Annotated in this window: 33 protein-coding genes and 2 tRNA genes; 12 read left to right on the top strand and 23 right to left on the bottom strand. The window is 57.7% G+C overall.

Features of this window, described 5'->3' with window-relative positions; translation table 11 throughout:
• On the bottom strand, window positions 1-129 hold a 129-nt coding region (locus Q7T10_RS20750), incomplete at its 3' end, for a bL21 family ribosomal protein (RefSeq protein ID WP_304751794.1).
• A gap of 182 nt (window positions 130-311) precedes the next feature.
• On the opposite strand from Q7T10_RS20750, the gene Q7T10_RS20745 reads away from it, so the two are divergent.
• The 8 genes from Q7T10_RS20745 (at window position 312) to Q7T10_RS20710 (ending at window position 6,916) form a co-directional block, all read left to right on the top strand.
• Window positions 312-1,262 (top strand): polyprenyl synthetase family protein, encoded by a 951-nt coding sequence (locus Q7T10_RS20745; protein ID WP_304751793.1) that lies wholly within the window; start codon window positions 312-314, stop codon window positions 1,260-1,262.
• 31 nt (window positions 1,263-1,293) lie between these two features.
• Window positions 1,294-1,370, top strand: a tRNA-Pro gene (locus tag Q7T10_RS20740).
• Window positions 1,371-1,490: 120 nt separating this feature from the next.
• The gene (pilB, locus tag Q7T10_RS20735) at window positions 1,491-3,224 is read left to right on the top strand and encodes a type IV-A pilus assembly ATPase PilB (RefSeq protein ID WP_304751792.1); all 1,734 of its coding nucleotides are present in this window, start codon (window positions 1,491-1,493) and stop codon (window positions 3,222-3,224) included.
• Between the two features lie 21 nt (window positions 3,225-3,245).
• Window positions 3,246-4,463: a type II secretion system F family protein gene (locus tag Q7T10_RS20730; protein ID WP_304751791.1), complete on the top strand. Its 1,218-nt coding sequence runs from the start codon at window positions 3,246-3,248 to the stop codon at window positions 4,461-4,463.
• Entirely contained in the window at window positions 4,463-5,305 is an 843-nt protein-coding gene (locus Q7T10_RS20725) for an A24 family peptidase (protein ID WP_304751789.1), read from the top strand. The genes Q7T10_RS20730 and Q7T10_RS20725 overlap by 1 nt, the downstream gene beginning before the upstream one ends.
• Before the next feature lie 3 nt (window positions 5,306-5,308).
• On the top strand, window positions 5,309-5,926 hold the full coding sequence (coaE, locus tag Q7T10_RS20720) for a dephospho-CoA kinase (RefSeq protein ID WP_304751787.1): 618 nt from the start codon (window positions 5,309-5,311) through the stop codon (window positions 5,924-5,926).
• Window positions 5,927-5,951: 25 nt separating this feature from the next.
• On the top strand, window positions 5,952-6,707 hold the full coding sequence (gene zapD, locus Q7T10_RS20715; protein ID WP_304751785.1) for a cell division protein ZapD: 756 nt from the start codon (window positions 5,952-5,954) through the stop codon (window positions 6,705-6,707).
• Window positions 6,704-6,916, top strand: a complete 213-nt coding sequence (locus tag Q7T10_RS20710) for a DNA gyrase inhibitor YacG (RefSeq protein WP_304751784.1) — start codon at window positions 6,704-6,706, stop codon at window positions 6,914-6,916. Before zapD ends, Q7T10_RS20710 begins: the two co-directional genes overlap by 4 nt.
• 45 nt (window positions 6,917-6,961) lie before the next feature.
• On the opposite strand, the gene Q7T10_RS20705 is transcribed toward Q7T10_RS20710, so the two are convergent.
• The 5 genes from Q7T10_RS20705 to Q7T10_RS20685 form a co-directional block, all read right to left on the bottom strand.
• Entirely contained in the window at window positions 6,962-7,441 is a 480-nt protein-coding gene (locus Q7T10_RS20705; protein ID WP_304751783.1) for an NUDIX domain-containing protein, read from the bottom strand.
• On the bottom strand, window positions 7,438-8,316 hold the full coding sequence (locus Q7T10_RS20700; protein ID WP_304751781.1) for an ATP-binding protein: 879 nt from the start codon (window positions 8,314-8,316) through the stop codon (window positions 7,438-7,440). Before Q7T10_RS20700 ends, Q7T10_RS20705 begins: the two co-directional genes overlap by 4 nt.
• A complete protein-coding gene (argJ, locus tag Q7T10_RS20695; protein ID WP_304751779.1) occupies window positions 8,313-9,542 on the bottom strand; it encodes a bifunctional glutamate N-acetyltransferase/amino-acid acetyltransferase ArgJ in 1,230 nt (409 codons plus the stop codon). The genes Q7T10_RS20700 and argJ overlap by 4 nt, the downstream gene beginning before the upstream one ends.
• 104 nt (window positions 9,543-9,646) lie before the next feature.
• Window positions 9,647-12,412 carry a preprotein translocase subunit SecA gene (gene secA / locus Q7T10_RS20690; protein WP_304751778.1) on the bottom strand — a complete coding sequence of 922 codons (2,766 nt, stop codon included), beginning with the start codon at window positions 12,410-12,412 and terminating at the stop codon, window positions 9,647-9,649.
• Between the two features lie 143 nt (window positions 12,413-12,555).
• Window positions 12,556-13,560: a M23 family metallopeptidase gene (locus tag Q7T10_RS20685; protein WP_304751776.1), complete on the bottom strand. Its 1,005-nt coding sequence runs from the start codon at window positions 13,558-13,560 to the stop codon at window positions 12,556-12,558.
• Between the two features lie 26 nt (window positions 13,561-13,586).
• Between Q7T10_RS20685 and Q7T10_RS20680 the strand changes: the two genes are divergently transcribed.
• The gene (locus Q7T10_RS20680; RefSeq protein ID WP_304751774.1) at window positions 13,587-13,898 is read left to right on the top strand and encodes a hypothetical protein; all 312 of its coding nucleotides are present in this window, start codon (window positions 13,587-13,589) and stop codon (window positions 13,896-13,898) included.
• A 42-nt stretch (window positions 13,899-13,940) separates the two neighbouring features.
• On the opposite strand, the gene Q7T10_RS20675 is transcribed toward Q7T10_RS20680, so the two are convergent.
• From Q7T10_RS20675 to petA, 6 genes are all read right to left on the bottom strand, one after another.
• Window positions 13,941-14,016: transfer RNA gene (locus tag Q7T10_RS20675), tRNA-Thr, on the bottom strand.
• A 49-nt stretch (window positions 14,017-14,065) separates the two neighbouring features.
• The gene (locus tag Q7T10_RS20670; protein WP_304751773.1) at window positions 14,066-14,593 is read right to left on the bottom strand and encodes a ClpXP protease specificity-enhancing factor; all 528 of its coding nucleotides are present in this window, start codon (window positions 14,591-14,593) and stop codon (window positions 14,066-14,068) included.
• An 18-nt stretch (window positions 14,594-14,611) separates the two neighbouring features.
• A complete protein-coding gene (locus tag Q7T10_RS20665; RefSeq protein ID WP_304751772.1) occupies window positions 14,612-15,223 on the bottom strand; it encodes a glutathione S-transferase N-terminal domain-containing protein in 612 nt (203 codons plus the stop codon).
• Window positions 15,224-15,327: 104 nt separating this feature from the next.
• Window positions 15,328-16,101 carry a cytochrome c1 gene (locus Q7T10_RS20660; RefSeq protein WP_370653811.1) on the bottom strand — a complete coding sequence of 258 codons (774 nt, stop codon included), beginning with the start codon at window positions 16,099-16,101 and terminating at the stop codon, window positions 15,328-15,330.
• 16 nt (window positions 16,102-16,117) lie between these two features.
• Complete coding sequence (locus Q7T10_RS20655; RefSeq protein WP_304751770.1) at window positions 16,118-17,518, bottom strand: cytochrome bc complex cytochrome b subunit; 1,401 nt, start codon at window positions 17,516-17,518, stop codon at window positions 16,118-16,120.
• Between the two features lie 11 nt (window positions 17,519-17,529).
• Window positions 17,530-18,144 carry a ubiquinol-cytochrome c reductase iron-sulfur subunit gene (petA, locus tag Q7T10_RS20650; RefSeq protein ID WP_304751769.1) on the bottom strand — a complete coding sequence of 205 codons (615 nt, stop codon included), beginning with the start codon at window positions 18,142-18,144 and terminating at the stop codon, window positions 17,530-17,532.
• Between the two features lie 159 nt (window positions 18,145-18,303).
• Here petA and mscL point away from each other — a divergent pair, with 159 nt between their 5' ends.
• The gene (mscL, locus tag Q7T10_RS20645) at window positions 18,304-18,723 is read left to right on the top strand and encodes a large conductance mechanosensitive channel protein MscL (protein WP_304751767.1); all 420 of its coding nucleotides are present in this window, start codon (window positions 18,304-18,306) and stop codon (window positions 18,721-18,723) included.
• 54 nt (window positions 18,724-18,777) lie between these two features.
• Here mscL and pdxA read toward each other — a convergent pair whose 3' ends face one another.
• Both pdxA and Q7T10_RS20635 read right to left on the bottom strand, forming a co-directional pair.
• Complete coding sequence (gene pdxA, locus Q7T10_RS20640; RefSeq protein ID WP_304751766.1) at window positions 18,778-19,830, bottom strand: 4-hydroxythreonine-4-phosphate dehydrogenase PdxA; 1,053 nt, start codon at window positions 19,828-19,830, stop codon at window positions 18,778-18,780.
• 18 nt (window positions 19,831-19,848) lie between these two features.
• Window positions 19,849-20,607, bottom strand: coding sequence for a Nif3-like dinuclear metal center hexameric protein (locus Q7T10_RS20635; RefSeq protein WP_304751764.1), 759 nt, complete (start codon window positions 20,605-20,607; stop codon window positions 19,849-19,851).
• A gap of 91 nt (window positions 20,608-20,698) precedes the next feature.
• Here Q7T10_RS20635 and Q7T10_RS20845 point away from each other — a divergent pair, with 91 nt between their 5' ends.
• Both Q7T10_RS20845 and Q7T10_RS20625 read left to right on the top strand, forming a co-directional pair.
• Window positions 20,699-20,944 (top strand): hypothetical protein, encoded by a 246-nt coding sequence (locus Q7T10_RS20845; RefSeq protein WP_370653810.1) that lies wholly within the window; start codon window positions 20,699-20,701, stop codon window positions 20,942-20,944.
• A 236-nt stretch (window positions 20,945-21,180) separates the two neighbouring features.
• Window positions 21,181-22,323, top strand: a complete 1,143-nt coding sequence (locus Q7T10_RS20625; protein WP_304751760.1) for a S1C family serine protease — start codon at window positions 21,181-21,183, stop codon at window positions 22,321-22,323.
• Window positions 22,324-22,407: 84 nt separating this feature from the next.
• Here Q7T10_RS20625 and tatC read toward each other — a convergent pair whose 3' ends face one another.
• The 9 genes from tatC to Q7T10_RS20580 all read right to left on the bottom strand — a co-directional run.
• The gene (gene tatC / locus Q7T10_RS20620) at window positions 22,408-23,199 is read right to left on the bottom strand and encodes a twin-arginine translocase subunit TatC (protein WP_304751759.1); all 792 of its coding nucleotides are present in this window, start codon (window positions 23,197-23,199) and stop codon (window positions 22,408-22,410) included.
• Window positions 23,199-23,663 carry a Sec-independent protein translocase protein TatB gene (tatB, locus tag Q7T10_RS20615; protein WP_304751757.1) on the bottom strand — a complete coding sequence of 155 codons (465 nt, stop codon included), beginning with the start codon at window positions 23,661-23,663 and terminating at the stop codon, window positions 23,199-23,201. The genes tatC and tatB overlap by 1 nt, the downstream gene beginning before the upstream one ends.
• 49 nt (window positions 23,664-23,712) lie before the next feature.
• Window positions 23,713-23,952, bottom strand: a complete 240-nt coding sequence (tatA, locus tag Q7T10_RS20610; protein ID WP_304751756.1) for a Sec-independent protein translocase subunit TatA — start codon at window positions 23,950-23,952, stop codon at window positions 23,713-23,715.
• A gap of 80 nt (window positions 23,953-24,032) precedes the next feature.
• Complete coding sequence (locus Q7T10_RS20605) at window positions 24,033-24,407, bottom strand: histidine triad nucleotide-binding protein (RefSeq protein ID WP_304751754.1); 375 nt, start codon at window positions 24,405-24,407, stop codon at window positions 24,033-24,035.
• Complete coding sequence (locus tag Q7T10_RS20600) at window positions 24,404-24,787, bottom strand: hypothetical protein (protein WP_304751752.1); 384 nt, start codon at window positions 24,785-24,787, stop codon at window positions 24,404-24,406. Before Q7T10_RS20600 ends, Q7T10_RS20605 begins: the two co-directional genes overlap by 4 nt.
• Entirely contained in the window at window positions 24,784-25,164 is a 381-nt protein-coding gene (locus Q7T10_RS20595) for a phosphoribosyl-ATP diphosphatase (RefSeq protein WP_304751750.1), read from the bottom strand. Before Q7T10_RS20595 ends, Q7T10_RS20600 begins: the two co-directional genes overlap by 4 nt.
• Window positions 25,165-25,170: 6 nt before the next feature.
• Window positions 25,171-25,560, bottom strand: coding sequence for a phosphoribosyl-AMP cyclohydrolase (gene hisI / locus Q7T10_RS20590; protein ID WP_304751748.1), 390 nt, complete (start codon window positions 25,558-25,560; stop codon window positions 25,171-25,173).
• Between the two features lie 83 nt (window positions 25,561-25,643).
• Entirely contained in the window at window positions 25,644-26,423 is a 780-nt protein-coding gene (hisF, locus tag Q7T10_RS20585) for an imidazole glycerol phosphate synthase subunit HisF (RefSeq protein WP_304751746.1), read from the bottom strand.
• Between the two features lie 6 nt (window positions 26,424-26,429).
• Window positions 26,430-26,688, bottom strand: a 259-nt coding sequence (locus Q7T10_RS20580; RefSeq protein WP_304751744.1) for a HisA/HisF-related TIM barrel protein, incomplete at its 5' end; no start/stop codon positions are given.

The following is a 26,688-nucleotide window of genomic DNA, read 5'->3' as shown; positions in this document are numbered from 1 at the left end:
GTTACCGACCGCCAGAACCTCGTTGAACACAATCTCTTGGCCTACGTCCGCAGCAATCTGTTCTACTTTAATTTTTTCGCCGGCTGCAACCCGATATTGCTTGCCGCCGGTTTTTATGACCGCGTACATGTTGACCTCTTCGATTTAGCTCCGGGAACGAATTTTCACAGAGCCCAGTACTATAACACAGCGCCGCCGTCACGGCAATCGACCTGGTGCCTGAGGAATTTCAATGCGTTCAGGTTCCTATAATCCCGGCACACAACTGGTTATTTGTCTTGCAAGCTACTCCATCCAGCCCCGCTCCCTCAATGTCAATCATCGCGCAGGACATGCGTGAGGTGGATCAGGTCATCGCCCGCCGCCTGGACTCCGGGGTGCCCCTGGTGGGCCAGGTATCGCGTTACATCATTGCAGCGGGCGGCAAGCGCTTGAGACCGGCGCTCCTGCTGCTGACATGCGGGGCATTGGGCTATCGTGGCGAACAGCGGTTCAACCTGGCGGCTGTGGTGGAGTTCATTCATACCGCAACCCTGTTGCACGATGACGTCGTCGACGACTCCGCCTTGCGCCGGGGCAACGCCACAGCGAACGAGATGTTCGGCAACCCGGCCAGTGTGCTCGTCGGCGACTTCCTGTACTCCCGGGCCTTCCAGATGATGGTCGACGCCCAGGACATGCGCGTGATGCAGGTGCTCGCCGATGCCACCAATGTCATCGCCGAAGGGGAAGTGCTGCAGTTGATGAACATGCACAACGCCGCGCTGGATGAGGCAGGGTACTTGCAGGTCATCCGGTCCAAAACCGCCAAACTATTTGAAGCCAGCGCCAGAGTCGGGGCGATACTCGCCGGCAGTTCGACTGCGATGGAAGAAGCATGCGCCACCTATGGCCAGGCACTCGGTACCGCGTTCCAGGTCGTTGATGACGTGCTGGATTACACAGGCGACGCTGGCGTTATGGGCAAGACGCTGGGCGACGACCTGCGCGAAGGCAAAACCACCCTGCCTCTGATTGCGGCCATGCAGCGGGGCACATCCAGCCAAAGAGACGTGATCCAGACAGCGATCGAAACCGGGGGCATGTCGATGCTCGATCAAGTGATCGAAATCGTGAAAACAACCGGCGCACTGGATGTAGCCCGACTGGCAGCGACGCAGGAGGCGCATCGGGCGATCGCTGCCGCCAGACAGCTTCCGCCCGGCCCCCACGCTGAGTGTTTGATACAATTATCTGCTCAGTTGCTTGAGCGGCAGTATTAACACTGCGGGCGAGCACTCATCGAGAAAATATCGGAATGTGGCGCAGCCTGGTAGCGCACTTCGTTCGGGACGAAGGGGTCGGAGGTTCGAATCCTCTCATTCCGACCAGACATCATTTGTTGTCAAACAACATCCTGCAGCCTGGTCACGTGGCCTTTTGATTTACATCGCCCAGGCAATCGGCGATGATCACACGAGTCACTTCCTGACGTAGGACATTCTTGGGCTATGGCCGCAGTCGATACCACTCATCGTGAACCCCCCCCCACCGCCCTGCCTGGGCTGGGCCGTGCCTTGATCCTGGCGGGGAAACTGGGACAGAAGTCAGCGGAAGAAATCTATCGCAAAGCTGAAAGTGGCCGCACCAGCTTCATCGCCGAGCTCACTGGCTCTGGCGCGGTGTCAGCTTCTGATCTGGCTCACACCATGTCTTCCGCATTCGCGGCCCCTTTGGTAGATCTGGATGCCATTGACCCACAACGTCTTCCCAAAGGCCTTCTGGACAACAAGATTTGCCATGATTACCGTGTTGTGGTGCTCAGCAAACGAAACAACCGCCTGATCGTTGCCACCGCCGACCCTTCTGACAGCCAGGCGGTCGAAAAAATCAAATTTGCCACCCAGCTGGGTGTTGATTGGGTCATAGCCGAATACGACAAGCTGCTGAAACTGGTAACTGCCAACGCCACGACGGCGTCTGAGACGATGGACAACATCATCGGCAGTGACTTTGAATTCGATGAAGCCTCGACAGAAACCGTGATGGAAAGCTCGGAAACCACGGTTTCCGAGGTGGAAGATGCGCCGGTCGTCAAGTTCCTGCACAAGATGCTGCTTGACGCTTTCAGCATGCGCGCCTCCGATTTGCATTTTGAGCCGTATGAGCACAATTACCGTGTGCGATTCCGGATTGACGGGGAACTGAGGGAAATCGCCTCTCCCCCTATTGCCATCAAGGACAAGCTGGCGTCGCGGATCAAGGTCATTTCGAGAATGGACATCTCGGAAAAGCGGGTGCCACAGGATGGCAAGATGAAACTGAAGATCGGGGCTGACCGGGTCATCGACTTCCGGGTCAGTACCTTGCCCACGCTCTTTGGCGAAAAAATCGTGATCCGGATACTCGATCCAAGCAGTGCCAGGTTGGGTATCGATGCTCTGGGTTACGAACCCGAGGAAAAAGAAAGGCTGGTACAAGCCATTGCCAGGCCATACGGAATGGTATTGGTCACAGGGCCCACCGGCTCCGGGAAGACCGTCTCTCTGTACACCTGCCTGAACATGCTGAACAAGCCGGGGGTGAACATCGCTACGGCGGAAGATCCCTGCGAGATCAATTTGCCGGGCGTGAATCAGGTCAATGTCAATGACAAGGCCGGACTGACATTTGCGGTAGCGCTGAAATCATTCCTGCGGCAGGATCCCGACATCATCATGGTGGGTGAAATTCGCGATCTCGAAACGGCCGACATCTCCATCAAGGCCGCCCAGACCGGTCACCTGGTGCTCTCCACGCTGCACACCAACGACGCACCGACAACGCTGACACGTATGCGGAACATGGGTATTGCGCCCTTTAACATCGCATCCAGCGTGATCCTCATTACAGCGCAGCGATTGGCCCGCCGTCTGTGCCCGAACTGCAAAACCCCGATCAACATCCCCCAAAAGGCGCTGATCGATGCCGGCTATATGGACGATGAACTCGATGCGCCCTGGGTCTCGTATCGAGCCGTCGGCTGCTCCATGTGCAACAACGGCTACAAGGGACGGGTTGGCCTGTACCAGGTCATGCCGATCAGCGAAGAAATCCAGCGCATCATTCTGCGCGATGGAAGCGCCATGGATATCGCAGAGCAAGCCAAACGTGAAGGTGTGCGCACACTCAGACAAGCCGGCCTGCACAAGGCCAAACAGGGTTTGACTTCACTGGAAGAAGTGCTCGCCGTGACCAACGAATAAACCGGGAATACAGAGGAGCATATGGCAACTGCAAAGCTGAAAAGCGCCAAAGAGTTTGTGTTTGAATGGCAAGGCAAAGACCGCAACGGCAAACAGGTCCGCGGTGAAACAAGAGCGGCTGGCGAGAACCAGGTGCAGGCGGCTCTGCGTCGTCAGGGCGTCATGCCCACCAAGATCAAGCGGCGCAGGATGCGCTCCGGGAAATCCATCAAACCGAAGGACCTGGCGATCTTCACCCGCCAGCTCGCCACCATGATGAAGGCAGGGGTCCCCCTGCTGCAGGCCTTTGACATTGTGGGCCGCGGGAACCCCAACCCCAGCGTCACCAAGCTACTCAACGATATCCGTACCGATGTGGAAACAGGCACGTCGCTGAGCACAGCATTTCGCAAATATCCGCTCTATTTCGACAATCTCTACTGCAATCTGATCGAAGCCGGCGAGTCCGCCGGTATCCTGGACCAGTTGCTGGACCGGCTTGCCGTCTACATGGAGAAAACAGAGGCCATCAAGTCGAAAATCAAGTCGGCCCTGATGTATCCCATCTCGGTCTTGATCGTCGCTTTTGTCGTCACGGCCGTCATCATGATTTTTGTGGTGCCGGCATTCAAGGAGGTCTTCTCCAATTTTGGCGCAGACCTTCCCGGACCAACGCTTGTTGTGATTGCCATCAGTGAGATTTTTGTCAGCTACTGGTGGCTGATCTTTGGCGGTCTGTTCGGTGGTTTCTATTTTTTCATGCAAGCGTGGCGACGCAATGAAAAAATGCAGCATGTCATGGACCGCATCATGCTGAAGATGCCGATTTTTGGCACCCTGGTCGACAAGTCATGCATTGCACGCTGGACCCGCACCCTGTCTACCATGTTTGCGGCGGGCGTGCCGCTGGTGGAGGCACTTGATTCGGTGGGCGGTGCCGCCGGAAATTCGGTGTATGAGATTGCCACCAAAAAGATTCAGCAGGAGGTGTCAACCGGAACTGCACTCACCGTTGCCATGACCAATGCCAATCTGTTTCCTTCCATGGTGTTGCAGATGTGCGCCATCGGTGAAGAGTCGGGTTCAATCGATCACATGCTCGGCAAGGCCGCTGATTTTTACGAGGCCGAAGTTGACGATATGGTCGCGGGCATCTCCAGCTTGATGGAGCCCATCATCATTGTGATTCTGGGCACCGTGATTGGCGGCATCGTGGTCGCCATGTACTTGCCTATCTTCAAACTGGGCCAGGTTGTCTGATGCCGGGTTCACAATGGCTTGACGCAACGGTTCTCGGCGTACTGGGCTTGCTGATCGGCAGCTTTCTCAATGTGGTGATCTACCGGCTACCCATCATGCTTGAAGCGCAATGGAAAACCGAGTGTGCCGAGCTGGCCGGGAAAGAATCACCGGTTGCAGAGAAATTCAACTTGATGGTGCCACGCTCGCGTTGCCAAAAATGCAACCATCAAATCCGGTGGTATGAAAACATTCCCGTTGTGAGCTACCTGTTTTTGCGGGGAAAATGTTCGGTCTGCGCTACGCCTATCAGCCTGCGCTACCCGTTGGTGGAACTTGCAACCGGCGCCTTGTTTTTGTATTGCGGCTGGAAATGGGGTGTAAGCCCGACGGCCCTTGTGTGGAGCGGCTTCGCCGCTTCTGTTCTGGCGCTGGCCCTGATCGATTGGGACACAACGCTCTTGCCAGATGACATCACCTTGCCCCTGCTATGGAGTGGTCTGATCGCGGCCGCGCTTCAATGGACAACAGTGAGCCTGTCATCGGCGATCTGGGGCGCCGTCGCTGGCTATATGTCACTCTGGCTGATCTATTGGGCCTTCAAACTGATCACGGGCAAGGAAGGCATGGGCTTCGGTGATTTCAAGCTATTTGCTGCATTGGGTGTCTGGTTCGGTTGGCCGGCGCTGGTACCCATCATTTTGATGGCCTCCGTCATCGGCGCCGTTGTCGGGATTGCCATGAAGTTCTCCAGTGGTTTGCGCGAAGGCGGCTACGTGCCGTTCGGCCCCTTTCTGGCAGGCGCCGGGCTGACGGCGATGATTTTTGGCCCAGGCTCAATCCTTGGCATCTTTGGGCTATAGGCCATGGTGGCCGTTGTCCGGCTTGGACTGACCGGCGGCATTGGCAGCGGCAAGAGTACCGTTGCCCGACTCCTGGCTGACAGAGGCGCCGCCGTCGTGGACGCCGACGCCATTGCGCGGGACCTGACGGCACCAGGAGGTCCGGCAATGCCATCGATTGCCGCCACCTTTGGCCACGATTTCGTGACCCCCGAAGGCGCGCTGAACCGGGAGAAGATGCGGACTCTTGTCTACACCGACCCCACGGCGCGCCAGCGACTGGAGGCCATCATCCACCCCTTGGTAGGACTGGAAACCCAAAGGCAGGCGTCATCGGCCGTAAGCCAGGGACATTCCTGCATCGTCTTTGACATTCCCCTGCTGGTTGAATCCCCAAGCTGGCGTCAGAAAGTGGATCACGTGCTGGTCGTGGATTGCACGCCGGATGTTCAGATCAGCCGGGTGATGGCGCGGAACCCCTTGACGCGCAACGAGGTCGAAAAAATCATATCCTCACAGGCTGGACGAGAACGCCGTCTCGGCGCGGCCGACACCGTCATTTTCAACGCTGATCTGTCGTTTCAGGAACTGGCTGACGAGGTCCGCCAAATATCGCATCGCTTCGGGCTATCATCTGCGTAGCATCTGGCCTACCGAAAAAATCAGCGTGATCCTTTACGAATACCCCTTCAACGAGCGCATTCGCACCTATTTGCGACTGGAGCACCTCTTTCTTCGCCTGACGGAACTTGTCTCGCGCGACGAGGCCCTGGATCACCACTACGCGCTCACCACCATCTTCGAAGTCATGGATGTGGGTGCACGAGCCGACCTCAAATCAGATGTCCTCAAGGATCTGGATAAGCAAAAACACATTCTTGACGGATATCGGGGCAACCCGGCCATCGCTGAAGGTGTTCTGGATGATGTGATCAACCGGCTGGACAACTGTTTCCTGACCTTGAACAATCTGCCCGGCAAAGCGGGGCAATCGCTGACCGAAAATGACTGGCTCATGAGCATCCGCAGCCGCGTCGGGATTCCTGGCGGGACCTGTGAGTTCGACCTGCCGGCCTACTATGCATGGCAACAAAAATCCGGTGTTCAGCGCCGCAGTGATCTGGTGCGCTGGGCCTCCACGCTGACGCCACTAGCAGACTCGATTCAAGTCTTGCTTAAGCTATTGCGGGACTCCGGTGCACCGCAAAAAGTCATCGCCAATGGGGGGCAATTTCAACAAAACCTGCCCCAGGGCAGGACATTTCAGCTGTTGCGTCTGGCGCTGGATTCGTCAACTGACTTGATCCCGGAAATCAGTGGCAATCGACTGATGGTGTCGATCCGACTCATGCGCCATGGGGAAGATGACAGGCTCCACGCTTGCGGTGAAGACGCCGCTTTTGAGCTCACGCTGTGCTCATGAAACCAGAGGCCTCGACCCAATCCGGACTGCCTAAACTGGTTACCTGTCCCACATGCGGCGGCGACAGTGTCTATGCGCCCTCCAACCCGTTCCGCCCGTTCTGCAGCGAGCGCTGCAAAAATATCGATCTAGGCGCCTGGGCCAGCGAAGACTTCCGCATGCCAACCACAGGTCTGCCGGAAGATCAAAAAACTGACGATGAACAATAACCTGCGATTTATACAAATAGTGGCTTGAGGCCACGGCGTATATGCCTAGGCAGCTACAAAATAGGTAGCGCCCTCGAACCCCTGCTCCTGCGCGAGCCATTGCAGCACCGGCACCGTACCCGGCAACACGGGTTCGACCCGTACCGGCAAATGCTGCCAGGAAAACGACTGAGCCTCCCGCATCTGCAAGTCACCCGTCCAGCTGAAGATCTTGCAGAAGTTCAAGCGAACCAGCGCATGCGGATAGTCCACCATGTCCACCTTCCAGAGCGTCGCCGGACCAATGACGATGCCGAGTTCTTCGTGCAGTTCACGCTGCAAGGCCTGCACCACCGTTTCGCCCGGCTCAAGCTTGCCACCCGGAAACTCCCAGTATCCTGCATAGACCTTGCCCGTCGGTCTGGAGGTGAGCAAGAAATCGCCATCAGGGCGGATCAGAACGCCAACGGCGACATCGACCAATGCTCGGTCAGCACCCCCCTCGCGGGGCATTTCGGCATCAGCAACCAGTACTGGCGCGCTCATGCGCTGGCCGCATGTTTGCCCGCATAGTCACGCGCAAACTGGTAGGCCACCCGCCCACTGCGTGACCCCCGCTCCAGTGCCCACACCAGGGCTTCTGGCCTCGCAGCTTCAATGGCCGTCGCGGTGACACTGAACGAGGACAACCACTGCGCCACGATGGTGAGGTACTCGTTCTGGGTGAAAGGGTAAAAGCTGACCCACAATCCGAAGCGTTCGGACAGGGAAATCTTTTCCTCCACGACTTCGCCCGGATGAACTTCGCCGTCTTCCGTATGCGTATAGCTGAGGTTTTCTTTCATGTACTCGGGCAACAGATGCCGCCGGTTGCTGGTGGCGTAGATCAGCACATTGGGAGTCGTGGCCGCCACCGAGCCGTCCAGGATGGACTTGAGAGCTTTGTAGCCCGGCTCACCGTCTTCAAAGCTCAGATCATCGCAAAACACTATGAATTTCTCGGGCCGCTCCGACACAACGTCCACAATGTCGGGAAGGTCGATCAAGTCAGCCTTGTCCACCTCGATCAGGCGCAAGCCCCGGTCGGCATACTCATTCAGACAGGCTTTGATCAGCGACGACTTGCCGGTGCCACGAGCCCCCGTGAGCAGGACATTGTTGGCAGGCTTGCCGCTGACAAACTGCAGCGTGTTGAGCTGGATCTTCTCCTTTTGCGGCTCGATTTCCTTCAAATCCGACAAACGCATGGCACCTACATGTCGCACCGGCTCCAGTGAGCCATGGCCCGAACTGCGTTTGCGGTAACGGTAGGCCACCGAGGCCGTCCAGTCCGGCTGCGAGAGTGCCTGTGGCAGAACCGACTCAATACGGCTGATGAGCTGCTCGGCACGAAGCAGCAGATGCTCGAATTTCTCGTTCATGAGCGGTAGTCTGCGTTGATCGTGACGTAGTCATGGCTGAGGTCACAAGTCCAGACCGTATCGACCGCATCACCGCGGCCCAGAACGACCCGGACGGTGATCTCGCTCTGTTTCATGACCCGCTGACCGTCTTCTTCGCGATACAGCGGATTGCGACCGCCCTGCACTGCGACATGGACGTCATCCAGGTACAAATCAATGCCAGTCTGCTCCAGATCACTGATTCCGGCATAGCCCACAGCCGCCAGAATTCGGCCCAGGTTCGGGTCGCTGGCAAAGAAGGCCGTCTTCACCAGCGGTGAATGGGCAATGGCGTAGGCTACCTGGCGACACTCCGCCTGCGTCTTCCCGCCCTCGACCCTGATTGCTATAAATTTCGTAGCGCCTTCGCCATCGCGCACGATGGCTTGGGCCAGTTTTTGTGCAACGTCCAGCATGGCCGCCTTGAGTGCCTGCCCCTGCGGGCTGTCCAGGGACGCAATCGTTGCATGAGCCGCCTTGTTGGTGGCAATGACCACAAAGGAGTCATTCGTGGAGGTATCCCCATCCACCGTCACCCGATTGAAGGAGCCTTCGGCCAGTTCCGTCGCCAGTTGGTGCATCAATGCCTGGCTGACACAGGCGTCGGTTGCCATAAATCCCAGCATGGTCGCCATATTGGGCCGAATCATGCCGGCGCCCTTGCTGATGCCTGTGATGCTCACCAGAGCACCGTCAATCATCAGCTGCGTGCCATAAGCCTTGGCCACCGTGTCGGTGGTCATGATGCCTTCGGCAGCGCGCAGCCAGTTGTCTTCGCGCGCATCCGCCAGGGCGCTATCCAGCCCAGCCTCAATGCGCTCAATGGGCAAGGACTCCATGATCACCCCAGTGGAAAACGGCAACACATCTTGGGGTGACAGCTTGAGCTTGTCGGCCAATGCCGCGCAAGTCCGCAGCGCACGGGTCCTTCCATCCTGGCCCGTACCGGCATTGGCGTTACCGGTGTTGATGAGCATGGCCCGGATACCGGCGCCGCTGGCCAGGTGCTCCCGGCATATCTGCACCGGGGCAGCACAAAACCGGTTCTGGGTGAATACGCCCGACACCGAGGCCCCCTTGTCAATCAAGACCACTGTCAGGTCTTTGCGGTTGGCCTTGCGTATCCCGGCTTCAGTGACACCAATGCGCACCCCCGAGACGGGATAGAGCTCTGCCGGATTGGGGGCGGACAAGTTAACAGACATTTTGATCCTTCAGATGATGACCGGATTATCCAAATTTTTGATCCGCAAAAAGCAATCGGGCCTTGGAATTAATCCAGGGCCCGATTCTTACGTGCGTATTGGCCCTAGACCAGCTTGCCGTGGCATTGCTTGTATTTCTTCCCACTGCCACAAGGACATGCTTCATTGCGCCCAACACGGGGAACATTGGCGCCCATGACCAGCGGTTTCCTGCTGACCGTCTCTTCGTCAACGATCGTTTCAACCTCTCCGGTTTCAGTCGGCGCCGTGTACGTCACATTGGCAATACTCTCAGCGCGGCTCTCCATCTCCTCCGCCGCCTGTTCCAGTTGCTCATTCGATTGAATCTTGACCGTCATCAACACCTTGGTGACGTCATTTTTGACGGCGTCAAGCAACTGGCCGAACAACTCAAACGCCTCCCGCTTGTACTCCTGTTTGGGCTGCTTCTGGGCGTAACCGCGCAAATGAATGCCCTGGCGCAAATAGTCCAGTGAGCTCAGGTGTTCCCGCCAATGCGTGTCAATGCTCTGCAGCAACACCATGCGTTCGAACTGGGTGAAGTTCTCACCACCCACCTGCTCTACCTTGGCTGCAAATACGGTGTTGGCTTCGCTGCGCACGGTATCCAGAATGTCTTCATCCGTGATGGCACTGGCCGCACTCACCTGCTCCTGCAGTGGCAGCGTCACTTGCCATTCATCGGACAGAACCCGTTCCAGCGTCGCGATATCCCACTGCTCTTCGACCGACTCGGCCGGCACGTATTGACGCACCAGGTCATTGAAACAGCCTTCACGCAAGGACGTGATCTGCGCCGACAGATCGGCTGCATCCAGTATTTCATTTCGTTGCTGGTAAATCACCTTGCGCTGGTCGTTCGACACATCGTCATACTCCAGCAACTGCTTGCGCATGTCAAAATTCCGTGCTTCCACCTTGCGCTGGGCGCTTTCGATGCTGCGCGTCACGATGCCAGCTTCGATGGCTTCACCATCCGGCATTTTGAGCCGGTCCATGATGGCCTTGACCCTGTCCCCAGCAAAAATCCGCATCAGCGAATCATCCAGACTCAGGTAGAAGCGCGACGATCCCGGGTCGCCCTGACGGCCCGAACGACCTCGCAACTGGTTGTCAATACGGCGCGACTCGTGCCGTTCCGTTGCAATGATGCGTAATCCCCCCAGCGCCTTGACCTGCTCGTGAACTGTCGCCCACTCGGCGCGTATGGCCTCGATCTTCTTTTGCTTCTGTGCCACGTCCAGCGACTCATCCGCCTCCACCGCCTCCACGGCCTGGCTTATGTTGCCCCCCAACACAATGTCGGTGCCACGGCCCGCCATATTGGTGGCAATGGTGATCATCTTGGGGCGGCCGGCCTGAGCCACGATATCGGCTTCACGCGCATGCTGCTTGGCGTTCAGCACCTGGTGTGGCAACTTCTCTTTCTCCAAAAGTTGCGCAATGATTTCCGAGTTCTCGATGGACGTCGTTCCCACCAGCACCGGCTGGCCGCGCTCGTAGCATTCGCGGATGTCCTTGATGGCCGCTTCGTACTTTTCACGCGTTGTCTTGTAGACACGATCAAGCTGGTCCTCGCGTCTGCTGGGGCGATTGGGCGGCATCACCACCGTCTCCAGACCATATATTTCCTGGAATTCATAGGCCTCGGTATCTGCCGTGCCCGTCATGCCCGCCAACTTGCCGTAGAGACGAAAGTAGTTCTGGAAGGTAATGGACGCCATCGTCTGGTTTTCAGGCTGAATGGCGACCCCTTCTTTGGCTTCCACGGCCTGGTGCAGACCCTCGCTCCAGCGACGCCCCGACATCAAGCGCCCCGTGAACTCGTCAACAATCACGATCTCGCCGTCCTGCACGACGTAATGCTGGTCGCGGTGATAGAGGTGGTTGGCACGCAAGGCTGCATACAGGTGATGCATCAGCGAGATATTGGCTGGGTCGTAAAGCGTGGCGCCCTCAGGAATCAGCCCCAGGTCAAAAAGAATCCGCTCAGCATTTTCATGACCCTGCTCAGTCAGGAAGACTTGATGGCTTTTCTCGTCCAGAGTGAAGTCACCCGGCTTGGTAATTCCTTCACCAGTACGCGGGTCGGCTTCGCCTTCCTGCCGATGCAGCAGGGGAACCACTTTGTTGATCGCAATGTAAAGATCGGTATGGTCTTCCGCCTGGCCGCTGATAATGAGCGGTGTACGCGCCTCGTCAATCAGGATGGAATCCACTTCATCAACAATCGCGTAGTTCAGACCTCGCTGGACACGGTCGGACGCCTCGTAGACCATGTTGTCGCGCAGGTAATCAAATCCATATTCGTTGTTGGTGCCGTAGGTAATGTCGGCGCGGTACGCTGCCTGCTTCTCCTCTCGCGCCATGTTCGGCAGATTGATGCCAACGGTCAAGCCGAGAAAATTGTAGAGCTTGCCCATCCATTGCGCGTCACGATTGGCCAGATAGTCATTGACCGTGACAACATGCACGCCCTTGCCTGTCAAGGCATTGAGATAGACCGGCAACGTGGCCGTCAATGTCTTGCCCTCACCAGTGCCCATTTCCGAAATCTTGCCGTTGTGCAGCGACATTCCGCCCAGCAACTGCACATCGAAATGGCGCATTTTCATCGCACGCTTGGAGCCTTCGCGCACGACAGCAAAAGCTTCCGGCAACAAGGCGTCCAGGGCCTCGCCACGGGCTATGCGCTCCTTGAATTCCTGCGTCTTGCCACGCAATGCGTCATCTGACAGCTTCTCAAGCTCAGCTTCCATCGCATTGATGCGAACCACACCGGCGCGGTATTGTTTAAGCAGGCGGTCATTGCGACTGCCGAAAATTTTGGTGAGAATATTGGTGGCCATGAATGCAAGTCGGATCCACCAGCCCACATGGGCCAGCAGAACAGCGCAATCCTTTTTTCTAATCTGGATGAAATGGGGTCACTGTCGCGAAATGCAACCGTTTGAACGGAATACGCAGCGCTGAGAAAACCAACCGCGTGATTTTACCTTTGCCCGGGCAGGCGTCTTTCAACGGGACCGGACTGCGCTATCCCAACGGCATGGGGCAAGGCACCAAGCCTGGCCGATTGCTGATAAGGGAGGTTGTGGCCAGCCGCCAAGAACTTCTGCGGATCTTGTGGAATCCCCTGCACCAAGACTTCAAAATGCAGATGCGCTCCGGTAGATCGTCCCGTAGTTCCGACCTCGGCAATCTTCTGGCCACGCTTGATCAAGTCGCCTTTCTTGACCAGCGTTTTGGAAGCATGCGCATAACGTGTAATCAGGTCATTGCCATGGTCGATCTCGACCATATTGCCATAGGCCGGGTGATACTCCTCCGTGACGACAACACCGCCGGCAGCAGCCAGTATCGGTGTCCCATGACCCGCCTGGTAGTCCAGTCCCGTATGAAGTGCCGATCGTCCTGTAAAAGGGTCAATGCGCCAGCCAAACATGGAACCCAGGTTGCCAACTGCCACCGGTTGTCGCGTCGGGACCATCATGTTGCGGATTTTCTGATCAAACAGGCGGGACTCCATCACCGTCATCAGGTCGGTACGTTGATCGGTCAGACGATCAAGGTCTGTCAGCATGGCCTGCAATTCCTCCATTGACAATGGGCGACCCGACACCAGCGCACCACCCTGGCCAGGCTTCATCCTGATCTCATTCGGATTGACGCCAGCCAGGCCCGAAACACGCTCGCCCAAGGATTCAAGCTGGGTCAGCTTCGCCTGCATCTCGCCCAGTTTGCGCGCCAATACGTCCAGGTTCTCGCGCATAAAGCGGTCACGTTGCTCAAATTCATCCTTGACGACGAGCCTGAGCAGGGAGCCCACCACGGGCCATCCTTCTCTGGCTCCCTTCAGAAACACCCAGTGGTACAGGCCAGCGGCCATCAACATCAAGGGGAATGATGTCAGCACGGCGGCCAAAACCAGCTTGGTGCCACTGAGGTGCATCGCGCGACTCTTGGCGAGCCACGCATCCGTGATAATCAATTGCATTCGGATATCCCCTCAACAACTTGCCTATGAACCGCCGCCAACATTCAGTCACGCTGCTGCAGGCCAGTCAGGACTCGCCGACTCTGGCAAGACTGACAGAACTCACCCGTGATTCGGTCGCGCGACTCAAGGCGATTGAATCCCTCATTCCAGGTTCACTGCGTCCGGCTGTCAAAGCGGGACCCATTGAGGGCCCGGTTTGGTGCCTGATTTTAGACAACAACGCGGCTGCGGCAAAAATTCGCCAGATTCTGCCCGCACTGGAATCGCACTTACGGGTCAAGGGGTGGGAAGTTAATTCAATTCGGCTGAAGGTGCAAATCGCACGCGACCGGTAATTTCACAAGAGATTACTGGTTCGCATCAGTCTGAAAAGTAAATGGTGCCGATTGTCGGATTCGAACTGACGACCTACCGCTTACAAGGCGGTTGCTCTACCAACTGAGCTAAATCGGCACATTTCTATTTTACTGGACTCCAGGCGAGTCTTGAGAAAATGCAGTAATTATTTCACCCGCTTCAACGCGGGTCGCGGCCCGGTCGACGCTGGTCGCGGTGGATCTGGCTGGTCATTTGGCTCATCATTTCGTCGATCCGATTCAACGCTCGTCAACTGGACCACCTTATCCTCCGATTGCGCCACATATGCACCATCTGGCACCGAGACCAGATTCACTGAAGATGAGGGCGCTGTTTTGGCACCTTTGGGCAGACCCAAGGGGAAAACCATGCCCTGCCCATTTTCCCGGGCGTAGATGGCGCTGACCTGACTCACCGGCACCATGATCTCCCGTGCGGTACCCGCAAACCGCGCTTTGAACTCGATGAAGTCATTGCCGAGCTTGAGTGAACTCGTGGCGTCCAGACTGATGTTAAGAACAATCTCCCCGTCCTTCACATACTCGCGGGGTACCTGCACGCTGTCGTCCACAGCTACCGCCACATAAGGCGTGAAACCGTTGTCTGTACACCACTCGTACAACGCCCGGATCAGGTAAGGGCGAGTGGACGTTGCGTCTGGAGCGTCAATCATCGGTCTTGGTCAATGCGTCTATTTGCGCATCACTTTCTCGGAAGGGGTCAACGCTTCAATATAGGCTGGACGCGAAAAAATGCGCTCGGCGTATTTAAGCAAGGGCGCTGCGTTTTTGCTGAGATCGATGCCGTAGTAGTCCAAACGCCAAAGCAAGGGCGCAATGGCCACGTCAAGCATGGAAAATCCATCACCCAGCATGTATTTGTTTTTCAGAAACACCGGGGCAAGTTGCGTCAAACGGTCGCGGATGTGAGCGCGTGCCTTCTCCAACATTTTTTCATTGCTCTTGGCCGCGCGGGACTCCAACGTGGATACATGGACGAACAACTCCTTCTCGAAATTGAGCAGGAACAGACGCACGCGAGCCCGATCGACTGGATCACCAGGCATCAACTGGGGATGAGGAAACCGCTCGTCAATATATTCATTGATAATGTTTGATTCGTACAAAATCAGATCACGTTCGACCAGGATCGGCACCTGACCGTAGGGATTCATCACATTGATGTCTTCAGGCTTGTTGTACAGATCCACGTCGCGAATCTCAAAGTCCATGCCTTTTTCAAACAGGACAAAACGGCAACGGTGGGAAAACGGGCAGGTAGTACCTGAATACAACACCATCATGGCAGGGCTCCTAAAAATCAAAAAGAGTGGGATGCTTCATGCAATCCCACTCCGAGAAGCTCAAGCCGTGCTCCGTAAAGCACAACCCGAGCCGTTTAATTGTGCTACTTGATGTCTTTCCAGTAGGCAGCGTTGAGTCGCCAGGCGATTAGCGTGAATACACCGAGGAACAGCAACACCCAGACACCCACACGAACGCGCGTGTTTTGGCTAGGCTCACCCATCCACTGCAAGTAACTCACCAAATCACCAATGGCCTGATCGTATTGCAGGGGTGTCATGGTGCCGGGCTTGAGTTGCTCCCAGCCTTTGAAGACCTGCACCTCATGGCCATGCTCCTTGATGGCCTCATATACCGGGCGACGGTCCCCCTGAAGTTCCCAAAGGACGTGCGGCATGGCTACATTCGGAAACACCAGGTTGTTCCAGCCGGTCGGTTTCTCCGCGTCCTTGTAGAAAGTCCGCATGTAGGTGTACAGGTAATCAGCACCCGTTCCGCCAGCACCGGCACGCGAGCGGGCAATCACCGTCAGGTCTGGCGGATTGACGCCAAACCAGGCCTTGGCCAGTTGAGGATCGATCGCCGACTTCATGGTGTCGCCGACCTTGGCATTGGTCACCAAAAGATTGTCTTTGATTTGCTGCTCGGTCAAACCGATATCCCGCAAACGATTGAAGCGCATGAACGCCGCCGAGTGGCAATTCAGACAATAGTTGACAAACAGTTTGGCGCCATGTTGCAGAGCCGCCATGTCAGTGGTGTTGTTGGGAGCTTTGTCCCACGCCAAGCCGCCCACATTGGCCTGCGCAGTCATGGTCAGACCCACCGCCATCGTCAAACCGAAAATGATTTTTTTTGTGAAACCCATGGTTCTCATGTTCTTGTTCTCCAGTTCAATGCGCCGAGAAGGTGACGCGATCCGGCACCGGCTTCGGCGTCCCAAGGCGACTCCACCACGGCATCAGAAGAAAGAAACCGAAGTAAAACAGGGTTCCCGCCTGCGAAACGCGACCGCCGATGGCGGATGGAGGCAGCATACCCAGATACCCCAGCACCAGAAAGTCGACGACAAAAATCGCATACATGTATTTGTGCCAATCAGGGCGGTACCGGATGGACTTGACGGCACTGTTATCCAGCCAGGGCAGGAAAAACAGAATCACGACACCACCACCCATGGCGACGACGCCCCAGAACTTGGCATCAATGGCCAGCATCATGACCACGAGAACAACTGCAGCACCCACTATCAGCGCCTTGAACAGATTGAGCATCCTGGTTTTGACCACGGCCATGACCGCGCCAAGCAGCACACAGGCAATCAACGCGTACATCATTTCATCAGTAACTGCGCGCAGCATTGAGTAGAAGGGCGTGAAGTACCAGACTGGCGCAATGTGCAGAGGCGTCTGGAATGGATCAGCCGGAATGAAGTTGTTGTACTCAAGAAAATAGCCACCCATTTCCGGCGCAAAGAAGACGATGGCGGTAAACACCATCAGGAACATGCTGACCGCAAAGATGTCATGCACCGTGTAGTACGGATGGAAAGGGATGCCGTCCAGAGGAATCCCGTCCGGACCCTTGTTGGCCTTGATTTCAATGCCATCCGGGTTGAGGGAGCCCACTTCGTGCAGCGCAATGATGTGCGCAACGACCAGGCCCAGCAGCACCAGCGGCACGGCAATAACGTGGAAACTGAAAAAGCGGTTCAGCGTGGCATCGCCCACCACAAAGTCGCCCCGAATCAGCAGAGCCAGATCAGGACCGACAAAGGGAATGGCTGCAAACAGGTTGACGATCACCTGGGCACCCCAGTAGCTCATCTGTCCCCAAGGCAGCAAATAGCCCATGAAAGCCTCCGCCATCAGCGCAAGGAAAATGGCGCACCCAAAGATCCAGATCAACTCCCGCGGCTTGCGATAGCTTCCATACATCAGTCCGCGGAACATATGCAGATAGACCACCACAAAGAACGCCGACGCGCCAGTGGAATGCATGTAACGAATCAGCCAGCCCCAAGGCACATCGCGCATGATGTACTCAACCGAGCCAAATGCCAGTGCGGCATCAGGCTTGTAGTGCATCGTCAGGAAGATGCCCGTGACAATCTGAATCACCAGCACCAACAGCGAGAGTGAGCCGAAGATGTACCAGAAGTTGAAGTTCTTCGATGCGTAGTACTCGCTCATGTGCTCTTTGAAGAGCTTGGATGCCGGAAACCGGTTGTCCACCCAATTGAGCAGCTTTTCGCCTGCCGGAGCGTTCGGGGAAATTTCGTGGAATTCAGCCATGTTGTCCGTCCTTAGGCTTTCTTGTCTTCACCAATGAGCAACTTCGTCTCAGAGAGGTACATATGGGGTGGGACTTCAAGATTGTCCGGTGCAGGCTTGTTCTTGTAGACCCGGCCGGCCAGATCGAAGGTCGAACCATGGCAGGGACAAAAGAATCCACCTTGCCAGTCGTCCGGCAGGGACGGCTGGGCCCCGGTCTGGAATTTATCGGAGGGTGAGCAACCCAAGTGAGTGCAAATGCCCACGGTGACGAGGTATTCCGGCTTGATGGAGCGGGTTTCGTTACGCGCGTATTCGGGCGCCTGTTCGGCTGGCTTGCGTTCCGATTTTGGATCTGCGAGTTGTGAATCCAGCTTGGGCAAAGCGGCCAGTTGCTCTGGCGTGCGACGCACGATCCACACGGGCTTGCCACGCCACTCCACCGTCATTTTCTCGCCCGGCTTGAGCGCGGAGATGTCCGCTTCTACCGCCGCGCCAGCCGCTTTGGCCTTTTCAGAGGGCTGAAAACTACTGACAAAGGGCACAACGGCGGCTATACCGCCCACGGCGCCAACGCAGCTGGACGCAATCAGCCAGGTCCGTTTGCTGGCATCAATCTGACCACTGCCGACAAGGGTTTCACTCATGGGAATCCTCAATCAAAAACATCGCTACTGGGGTTAACGCTCGATTGTAGCTGACGGTTTAGGGCAAACTCAACGCGCCCAGCTTGCGCTCGACGCTTGCACAACAGCCGATTTTGTGCAGATACTTCGGCCCTCTCGTCTGCTTAGGAGTGTTCAATTATGGGAATGATGCAAGAGTTCAAAGAGTTTGCCGTCAAAGGCAATGTGATGGACCTCGCCGTTGGCGTGATCATTGGCGCCGCTTTCGGCAAGATAGTCGACTCCGTGGTGGGCGACCTGATCATGCCGATTGTTGGGGCGGTGTTTGGAAAGCTCGATTTTTCAAGTCTGTTTGTCGTCCTGGGGCAGCCGCCAGCGGGCACGGTCATGACGCTCGATGCACTGAAAAAAGCCGGGGTGCCCGTGTTGGCATATGGCAACTTCATCACGGTCGCCGTCAATTTTTCGATTTTGGCGTTCATTATTTTCATGATGGTCAAGCAAATCAACCGCCTGAAGAAAGAAACCCCGCCACCGCCCGCCGCACCAGCAGAAGACGTGTTGTTGTTGCGCGAGATCCGCGACAGCCTGCGAAAGTAGTACGGGGGCAGAGTCAGTCGCCGCTGTCGGCGGGTGCACTGGCCGGAGGGCCTTCTATCGGTCTTCTGGCATCCCGCACAGTTGCCGGGCCAGCCGGATCGCTGCGATCATGCTGGACGCGTCGGCCCGACCGGTGCCGGCAATGTCAAACGCCGTGCCGTGATCGGGGCTGGTACGTACCAGCGGCAAGCCCAGCGTGACGTTGACGCCTTTTTCAACACCCAGGTATTTCACCGGGATCAGTCCCTGGTCGTGGTACATCGCCACCACAACGTCGAATTCGCCCGATTTACCATCTTTGGCTCGTGCCCGCATGAACACGGTATCTGGCGCGAACGGGCCGCTCACCTGCATGCCCTGCGCGCGGGCCGCATCAATGGCCGGAGCGATGACGTCAACCTCTTCCCGGCCGAACAAACCACTTTCGCCGGCATGCGGATTCAACCCCGCAACCCCGATCCGCGGCACACGGCCCAGGATCGCTCCAAGCGACTCATGGATGATGCGCAGGGTCTGCAATACATTGTCGAAAGTCACCGCCTCGATCGCATCACGCAAGGACACATGAATGCTGACCAGGACAACTCGCAACTCGTCATTGGCCAGCATCATGCGTACTGGCATATCAGCCAGGGGCTTCTTCCAATGCGCCGCAGCCAATGCCTGCAACATTTCCGTGTGCCCCGGGTAGCTTGAATGGGGTGCGCCAGCCAGCGCCAGCGCTTCCTTGTGCAGCGGCGCCGTCACCACGGCTGCCACCTCACCGCGTAAGGCGGCCTGCGCAGCCCAGACCACGCACTCCGCGGCCAGTCGGCCCGCGCAGGCACTTAACTGCCCAATCGGAACCGGTGCCGCCAACGCCCCAACCTGCAATACCGGCAGGCAGCGCGGGGGCATACTGAGTGCCTCGGCGGGAGACTCAATCAGCGCGACCGGCAGCGCGATCTGGCCGGTGCTGATCACTTGTATCGCTCGCCGCATGGTCGCGACATCGCCCACGACAAAACAACCTTGCGTGACCTCAGGCGCATCCCGAAACGCCTTGGCAATGATCTCGGGACCAATCCCGGCGGCGTCGCCGAGCGTGATGGCCATCGGTTTCTTCATCGTATATTCATCTCCAGTTCAGGCCGGGTTATCGATGTCAATGAACTCATGCGCCAGGCCAAGCTGTGCAGCCACATGCGCCGCCACGGCAGGTGCGCCAAAACGTTCGCTGGCATGGTGCCCACAGGCCAGATAGGCGACGCCACATTCACGTGCATAGTGCGCCTGCGGCTCGGAGATCTCGCCGGTAATGAAGGCGTCGGCCCCGGCAGCAATCGCGGCTTCAAAATAGTCTTGGGCACCGCCACTGCACCACGCTATCTTTTTAATAGCGCGCTGCGCAACATTGACGAGGACTACAGGCCTATTTAGCTGAGCTTCTATGTGTTGCGCCAGGACTTCTGCAGTGTCGAAGCTTGCTGACTCAGTCCGCTCACCCAGGAAGCCCAGATCCTGCTCACCGAAGCGGGATTGCGCCTGCAGGCCCAGCTTCAAGCCCAGCTGCGCGTTGTTGCCCAGTTCCGGGTGCGCGTCCAGCGGCAAATGGTACGCAAACAGGTTGATATCGTGCGCCAGCAGCAGTGCCAGGCGCTGCTTCATCCAGCCGGTGACCCGGCCGTCCTGCCCCCGCCAGAACAGGCCGTGATGGACAAAGATCGTGTCGGCCTGCGCGGCAATGGCCGCTTCAATCAGCGCCCGGCTGGCCGTGACCCCCGACACAATTTTTCGCACGGTAGCGGCGCCCTCCACCTGCAAGCCGTTCGGGCCGTAATCTCGAAAACGCCCTGGCTGGAGCAGTGCGTCAAGAGTCTGCAGAAGCTGTGTGCGATCGGTCATGTCAGCGATGGATGGAGAAGTCGGGCTAAATGCGCTTGGGCGGCGAGTCGTTTCGCATTGTCGACGAAGTCTCCGACGCAGCCACGGGACCGTGCAACTCCACCGTGCTGTCGCAGCCCTGTCCAACGGCGATCCATCGTTTCGCCAGGGCAGCCAGACCGGGCGACAGGACGGGCGACAGGCGCCGCAACGGCCGGGGCAACACCTGCTGCAGGACATCCGCCGGGGCGCTGAGAGCGCCGCAACGGTACTGATGCGCCTCTATATCCCAACGCACAGCGATGCAAGCGCCATCACGCCGGCGCGACAGGACAACGCCCAGCGGGCACGGCTCTAGCAGGCAGCACACCCCACAACCATTGCAGGGCGCGCCCGGCGCCGGCTTGGACGCCGCATCGGGGTGAATCAGAATGACCTGGTGTTTTTGGGACATGTAGCTGACACACTGTACAGCCCGCGCACTCAAGCGCTGAAGCCCCGTACCCGGCCCCGGTTTCCCGCGAGGCCTACAATTTGACGTTCTGGTCTTGGTTCATCCATTTACAGTGAGGGCGTCTCGCCCGCAATTTCTTCATGAAACGTCTCTGGTTGTTGTTTTCCCAAACGGTCACCGTCCTGCTGGCGGCGTATTTTGTGGTCGGCACACTCAAGCCCGGGTGGCTGGGAAACAGGCCATCTCCATCCGGCGCTGTTGCCCTGATTGAGGCACCCGCCACCAGCACAGGCGCAGTACCGCCCGGCAGTTTCAGGCTTGCAGCACAAAAATCATCTGCGGCGGTCGTCAGCATCAACACCAGCAAAGCAGCCCAGAAGAATCCGCGCAACGAGGACCCCTGGTTCAAGTTCTTTTTTGGCGAACAGGGCAATGAACCTCAGGTCGGACTGGGCAGCGGGGTCATCATGAGTGCCAGCGGCTATATCCTGACCAACAACCATGTGGTGGAGAGCGCCGACGAAATTGAGGTCATCCTCAACGACAGTCGCCACGCACGCGCGAAAGTCATTGGCACTGACCCGGACACCGATCTCGCCGTGCTGAAGATTGATCTGGACCGGCTGCCCGCGATTGTGCTGGGCAACTCCGATTCGCTGCAGGTGGGAGACCAGGTGCTGGCCATCGGCAACCCCTTTGGCGTCGGCCAGACCGTCACGGGCGGCATCATCAGTGCGCTGGGGCGCAATCAGCTGGGAATCAACACCTTCGAAAACTTCATTCAGACCGATGCGGCCATCAATCCCGGCAATTCGGGTGGGGCCCTGGTGGACACCAACGGCAACCTGCTGGGCATCAATTCCGCCATCTATTCGCGCTCGGGCGGCAACATGGGCATTGGCTTTGCCATTCCCGTGTCCACGGCCAAGCTCGTGATGGAGGGCATTGTCAAGGACGGTCAGGTGACGCGCGGCTGGATCGGAGTCGAGCCGAATGATCTGTCGCCCGAACTCGCCGAAACCTTTGGCGTGAAGGCCAAAGCGGGCGTGATCATCACCGGGGTGCTCCAGAATGGTCCGGCAGCGCAGTCGGGTATCCGGCCCGGGGATGTCATCATCGCGGTGGCGGGAAAGCCGGTCAGCAATGTCTCTGAATTGCTGACCAGCGTTGCGGCCCTGAAGCCAGGCATTGCATCGAAATTCAGTCTGTTGCGTCGTGATGAGAAAGTCGAGCTGGATGTGACCCCGGGGGTGCGGCCGAAACCGCGCAGGCAAGCTCAGTAAACACAAAAAAAGAGCGCCGTCGAGGCGCTCTTTTTTTGATAGCTGCCAGCACACATTTCCCGTGGGCTGTTGCCATTTTCGGCCCTAGGGATTGGCGGCTTCGGCACCTTCGTCAGGCGCCTTCGTGTGTTTGATGAATACCTGTGCCGCCACGATGCCAATCTCGTACAGCAGGTACATCGGAACCAGCAAGGCCAGCATGGAAACCGGATCGGGCGGCGTGACGAGGCCAGCAACTGCCGCCGCGCCGACCACAAAGTAGGCACGGAACGACTTGAGTTGCGCAATCGTGACGATTCCCATGCGGGCCAGAATAACGACGACGATGGGGACTTCAAACGCCACACCAAACGCGATAAACATGGTGATGACGAAGTCGAGATAGGCCTCAATGTCAGGACTGACGGTGACTGATATCGGCGCCATTTTCGTGATCGCCGGAAAGGCTTGCCCGAATACAAAGAAGTAGCAGAACGCAGCCCCCAGGTAAAACAGAAGAGTGCTGGCGGCAACCAGCGGCAGGACCAGCTTCTTTTCGTGCTTGTAAAGGCCTGGCGCCACAAAGGCCCAGACCTGATAGAGAATCCAGGGCAAGGACAAACCAATGGCCGCCAGCACCGACACCTTGATAGGCACCAGAAACGGCGACACCACGCCCACGGCAATCATCCGGGAGCCTTCGGGCAGCGCCTTGACCAGCGGCATCGCCAGCAAGTCGTAGAGTTTGGAGGGGCCGGGATAAAACAGCAGTACCGCCAACACGGCTGCGACGCCATACAGCGAACGCAAGAGGCGGTCGCGCAATTCAAACAGATGTTGTACGAAGGGCTGTTCCGTTCCGGCCAGTTCGTCTTCTTTGTTGACAGGGTCTGTCATCAGCTAACTCTGCGAGGTCGAAACCGGGCTACTCGCGCGGCACCCGACAGGGCCTTGGTGCGGGTGCCGGTACGGGCCTTGTACCAATTCGGGGTGGCACCTTGCTTGATTCGCCATTTTTTCCTTGGATGTCTGTACTCTGGAAAGCCTGGATGCAAATCAGCGGATTGCGTATCCGACGCCAGTCCGGTGGTCTCCGCCCAGGTTTTTTCGAAATCGCTGGCGCCGGTCTGAATCGAATTCTCTACGTCACGCGCCGCGTTTTCAACCGTGTCCTTCATCTTCTTGAGCTCGTCAAGCTCCATGGACCGATTGACTTCGGCTTTGACATCGGCCACGTAGCGACGCGCCCGCCCCAGCAGAGTCCCGATAGTTTTTGCCAGACCAGGCAACTTTTCGGGGCCAATGACCAGCAGTGCGATGCCGCCAATGATGGCGAGCTTGGTAACCCCAATATCAATCACTTACGCGCATCCCGCGAATCTGGACCAGCCGACGCCAACACCTGAACAATCAGGCCTTGGTCTTGGCTTCGACATCAATCGTTTCTTTGGCAGCCGGTGAGGCAGAACCCACCTGTTGGGTGGGAGCAGCAGGGGCGTCAGCCGTTTTGTCGGTGCCGTCTTTCATGCCATCCTTGAAGCCCTTGACCGCACCACCCAGGTCCGACCCGATATTGCGCAGCTTCTTGGTGCCAAAAATGACAATGATGATGACCAAAAAAATGATCAGGTGTGTTGTTGAAAATCCCATGAGTCTCTCCTAACGAATTGCGCCAATTTTAGTCGGCGAAGTGAATCCCGTGCCCTGCCCCGCGAAAATTGCCCTGAAAACTAGCCCCTGAGCCAGGGCCGCGGCCCGCCCATCACATGAATATGCAGATGGTGCACCTCCTGACGCCCCTCTGCACCCGTGTTGCTCAGAATGCGAAAGCCCCCTTCCGGGTAGGGATTACACCCTTCCTGCAAGGCCAGCTTGGGCGCCAGCGTCATCATACGTCCCAGCAGCCCCGCGTGCTCGGACCCAACGTGCGCCATCGACGGAATATGCATTTTCGGAATCATCAGGAAGTGCACCGGCGCCCAGGGATGGATGTCATGGAACACAAAAAGTTCCTCGTCCTGATAGACCAGCCGGGAGGGAATTTTGCCCGCCACTATTTTGCAGAACAGGCAATCCGGGTCACTTGGTACGATCGACTCGATCATGCTGCAGACTCCATGCCAAGCCCTTTGTTCATGCGCACCATGCCACTCACGATGCGGTAGAGAAACCAGATGGAGATCAGGCCCCAGGCGATCCATCCAGGCGCGATGAGAAGAATCCACAAGGGGGCCGTTACGGCATAGAGCACCGCGGCAATGATGACCGTGCGGATGCGCCACCGGAAATGCGAGGCGTGCCAGGTACCCTCCGCCTCGGAGCGTTTGACCAGGTCGATGATCAACGCAACGATCAACAGCGCCGGGCCGAACTGCCCGCCCGGAATCAGTGCCCCGATGGCCACGATCAGATGCAGGATGTAGCTGATAGTGCCAACGGTATTGAGCGACTTGAGCTGCTCCAGGTCCACGGGTTGCTGATTCATTTGGTTTCTCCCTCACGCGCCAGCACTTTGCGCAGCGCCTTTTCTTCAATGCCGCTGGTGCCCGCCCGGCGGTCCAGCTCAGCCAGCACCTGCGCCGGCGTCAGGCCGTAGTGCGCCAGGGCAATCATGCAGTGGAACCACAGATCAGCCACTTCGTAGACGATCTTGGTCTTGTCGCCGCCGAAATCTGCATCTTTGGCTGCCATCACCACTTCGGTGGCTTCCTCGCCGATCTTTTTCAGAAAGGCATCAGGTCCCTTGTGCAGCAGGCGGGCCACGTAACTGGCGTCCGGATCGCCGCCGTTTTGTGGCAGACGGCTCTCAATCACCTGCGCCAGACGGGCGAGTGAATCGGGGTGCGAAACGTTGGACGACATAGAAACCTATTTGTAGATGGTTTGCGGGTCTTTCAAGACCGGCTCGGTCACTGTCCAGACGCCGTCTTTCAAAACACTGAAAAAACAACTGTGCCGCCCGGTATGGCAGGCGATGCCGGGCTCATGCCCCAGCTGGGTGACTTTGAGCAGAATGACGTCGTTGTCGCAGTCCATGCGGATTTCATGCACCTTCTGCACGTGACCTGACTCTTCGCCCTTGAACCACAATTTGTTGCGCGACCGGCTGAAATACACGGCCTGGCCCAATTCGACGGTCTTCTGCAGCGCCTCCCGGTTCATCCAGGCAAACATCAGCACATCGTTGCTGCCTTGTTCCTGGGCGATCACCGGCACCAGCCCCTTGGCATCCCATCGAATATGTTTTAACCAGTTCATGCAGAAATTGTCCGTGATTTTCAGTTGCTACTGAATGAATAGCTGCTCACGCAGCATTGACGGGGGCTAGGGGCCAAAAAGGCTTAAATTCTGACCGGAATGCCGCGTTCGGCCATTCTGGCCTTGGCCTGGCCCACCGTGAATTCCCCGTAATGGAAGATGCTGGCCGCGAGCACGGCGTCGGCGCCACCCAGCTGAATGCCATCCGCCAGATGGTCCAGGGTACCCACGCCACCAGAGGCGATCACGGGCACGTTCACCGCGTCGCTGACGGCCCGCGTGAGCGCCAGATCGAAGCCGGCCTTGGTGCCGTCGCGGTCCATGCTGGTGAGCAGGATTTCGCCGGCGCCGTATTCGGCCATCTGGCGCGCCCAGGTCACCGCGTCCAGCCCGGTGTTCTTGCGCCCGCCGTGGCTGTAGACGTCCCAGCCTTCACCGCGGTCCAGCATGTCGTCGCCAAAACGGCGCTTGGCATCAATCGCCACCACAATGCACTGGGCGCCATACTTGGCCGAGGCGTCCTTGATCACCTGGGGATTGGCGATCGCCGCCGAATTGAAACTGACCTTGTCGGCCCCGGCGTTGAGCAACCGGCGCACGTCGTCCACCGTGCGCACCCCGCCGCCCACGGTCAGGGGAATGAACACCTGTGAGGCCACCGCCTCGATGATGTGCAGGATCAGGTCGCGCCCGTCGCTGGTGGCCGTGATGTCGAGAAAGGTAAGCTCATCGGCGCCCTGCTCGTTGTAGCGCGCCGCGATCTCCACCGGATCACCGGCGTCGCGCAGCTCCACAAAATTGACACCCTTGACCACACGGCCGCCGGTGACATCAAGGCAGGGAATGATGCGTTTAGCGAGCACTGGAAATCAGCCGTTGAGCTCGTCGGCCCGCTCTTGCGCGGCAGCAAAGTCAAGGTCGCCGCTGTAGATCGCGCGTCCGCAAATGACGCCTTCGACGCCTTCGTCTTCCACGGCACACAAGGCCTCGATGTCGGCCATGTTGCTCAAGCCGCCGGAGGCGATGACCGGAATCGTGAGGGCTTGCGCCAGCTTGACGGTGGACTCCACATTGATGCCGCTGAGCATGCCGTCCCGTCCGATATCGGTGTAGATGATGGACTCCACA

The organism is Rhodoferax sp., from assembly GCF_030646845.1.
Taxonomy (GTDB): domain Bacteria; phylum Pseudomonadota; class Gammaproteobacteria; order Burkholderiales; family Burkholderiaceae_C; genus Rhodoferax.
The sequence above is the reverse complement of the archived record's forward strand: the minus strand, read 5'-3'. Positions and strand labels throughout refer to the sequence as shown.